The organism is Paenibacillus oenotherae, from assembly GCF_019443105.1.
GTDB classification, from domain to species: domain Bacteria; phylum Bacillota; class Bacilli; order Paenibacillales; family Paenibacillaceae; genus Paenibacillus_Z; species Paenibacillus_Z oenotherae.
Window position 1 is genome coordinate 1 of record NZ_JAHZIJ010000086.1, and the last position, 548, is coordinate 548.

The window sequence follows — 548 nt, forward strand, 5'->3', positions numbered from 1 at the left end:
CTCCATGATACACCGTCAACGACCAAATGATGAATGGCGATAAGGAGATGGTCGCCGTTTCGTGTTTTGAACAATCCCAATTTGACCAATGGTCCCTGGTTAATATCCATACTACTCTGAATTTCTCCGGCTTCCTTCTCAATGCGCTGACTAACCGCCGATTCGTCCTCATAGGATGTTAAATCGGTAATGACAAGGCTGAAATGATTGCCGTCCAATCCGCGGTTGTAAGCTTTCACGAGGTTGCCTTCACGGACAAAAACCATTCTCAAAGCATCGTGATGCTCCGTCAGCTTGGCAAACACAGTCCGAACATGTTCCTCATTAAAGGACTGCTGCCGGAACACCATAACCGATTGATTGAAGTGATGAGGAGCATCGAGCTGCTGCTCAAAAAACATACGCTGAACCGGCAATAGCTCGACTTCACCTTCGACCGGCCTCTGATCCACCGTATGAGCCAACTTTTCCATGAGAGGACTTATCTGCTCAATCGTCTGGTGCTGAAAAATATCATGAACGGCAAGTTTATAGTCGTATTGATGAAG

The 548-nt window shown here is 46.7% G+C and carries 1 protein-coding gene; it reads right to left on the reverse strand.

The genetic code is table 11. The annotated features are described in order from the left end of the window. A partial coding sequence (locus K0T92_RS24685) for a condensation domain-containing protein (protein WP_246628419.1) occupies positions 1-473 on the reverse strand: 473 nt, incomplete at its 3' end. Positions 474-548: the final 75 nt, after the last annotated feature.